At 58.1% G+C, this 1,515-nt stretch carries 2 protein-coding genes; one reads left to right on the top strand and one right to left on the bottom strand.

Annotation, left to right across the window (positions count from 1 at the left end; translation table 11 throughout):
- Positions 1-236 precede the first annotated feature (236 nt).
- Positions 237-440 carry a hypothetical protein gene (locus tag B3Q33_RS11555; protein WP_273009051.1) on the top strand — a complete coding sequence of 68 codons (204 nt, stop codon included), beginning with the start codon at positions 237-239 and terminating at the stop codon, positions 438-440.
- 6 nt (positions 441-446) lie between these two features.
- Here the strand turns inward: B3Q33_RS11555 and B3Q33_RS11550 are convergent, their stop codons facing one another.
- Positions 447-1,289, bottom strand: coding sequence for a YbaY family lipoprotein (locus tag B3Q33_RS11550; protein ID WP_273009049.1), 843 nt, complete (start codon positions 1,287-1,289; stop codon positions 447-449).
- Positions 1,290-1,515 lie beyond the last annotated feature (226 nt).

Here is a 1,515-nt window from a genome sequence, read left to right as displayed (position 1 = left end):
CAATGGTGGCTGGCATCCGGGTATCGAGCCCTGGCCTCGTCGATCACGGCCATGGCCTGTTCGCGGCTGGCTACCGGGCGCAGCCAGGTGATGAAACGGCTTTTGTTGATCAGCAGTTCCCGGTCAACGGGACCGGCGGGAACGGGATAACCTTTGATGGCACACTCCGGGGTGATCACTGGCGAGAGCCGCTATGGTAAGGTAAATGCCGCCTTTATCCGAATACGCGACTTGCCATGACCGATCCCCTCAGCCGAGACGATGACAGCCTGCGCCGCCGCAAGCGGCTGGCCATCGGTGTTGCCCTGCCCGTCACAGGTGTGATTTTCGCACCGCTGCTGTGGGCCCTGTACCAGGATGGCAGTATTTTCTTCTTTACGCTTTGTGCCCTGCTATGGCTGGGCGCCGGGCGATTCATCTATCACCTGTTGGCGCCCTGATCTCGATCAGAGGTCCTGACCACAACCACTGAAGAGCTTTTCGTTACTGATAACCTTCACCTGATAATCGAAAGACTCACCGCTCATGGAGTCATCGCAGGGCATTTCGCTGATTTCCACTTTCAGCTGGTCAGTGTCGGTGTTGGCAAGGTAAATGGTTTCCGTGCCTTCGGTCTGCGCCCCTGGGTCCGGAGTGGTTACCGTGGTTTCGCCGTAGTCGCCCACAAAGACCAACTTTTCGTCCGGGTAAATTGCCAGATGCCAGCCAGGCTCGTTACCGACGGCCCAGAATGACGCCCCCGCTTCCTGCGCCTTCACCATGGCGGTTTTCGGTCGCGCCTCCGCGGATTGCTCGGCGCCAACCCGCTGCAACATGACCGTGATCTCTTCACCGCTGGCCCGTTCGCCCAGTTCGGCGGTATGCCGTTCGGTGGTGAGCCACAGCAACTGCCCATCCGCGCCACGAATTTCCGCACGTACCGCATACGCCATTGGATGGTCATGCATTACCGCATCCCTGGCATAGCGCAGGGTAAAGGGCACCGGTACCTGACCCGGGTCGTCGATATGTTGCTCGGCAATCACTGTGGACGGCGCATCGGCCAGCGATACATCCTCCAGGGTTACCGTGAGCGTTGCACCTTGCGGCATGGCCATGCGCTCGCGGTACATGACTTTACCACTGAGGATCTGCTGCTCGGTCTTTTCACTCTGCTCCACCACGGTGGGTTGTTGGCTATCAGATTCCGGTTTTCCCTGATCACAGCCAGACAGGGCAAGCAAGGCAGCAATGCCAGCGGAGCCAAACAGCACGGAAACAGAACGGTGGGGCAATATGGGAGATCGCATAGTCATTCCTTGTCATCGTCAGTGATGGGATTCGCTGGACGCTCGGCGGTTCCCTGCCGAGCTTTACTAATAAAGCACCGCCCATAAAAAAGCAGCCCACTGGGGCTGCTTTTTTACTTTTCTTCAACGATGTCTTTAAACGGTAACGACCAGCTCCACATCAATATGCCGCGGGAGGCAGCACACCTTATGGGCCTTTTCCTCCAGGGTCTGCGCTTGCTCCTGA

The organism is Alcanivorax sp. UBA3183 (assembly GCF_002364155.1).
Lineage (GTDB): Bacteria > Pseudomonadota > Gammaproteobacteria > Pseudomonadales > Alcanivoracaceae > Alcanivorax > Alcanivorax jadensis.
The sequence above is the reverse complement of the archived record's forward strand: the minus strand, read 5'-3'. Positions and strand labels throughout refer to the sequence as shown.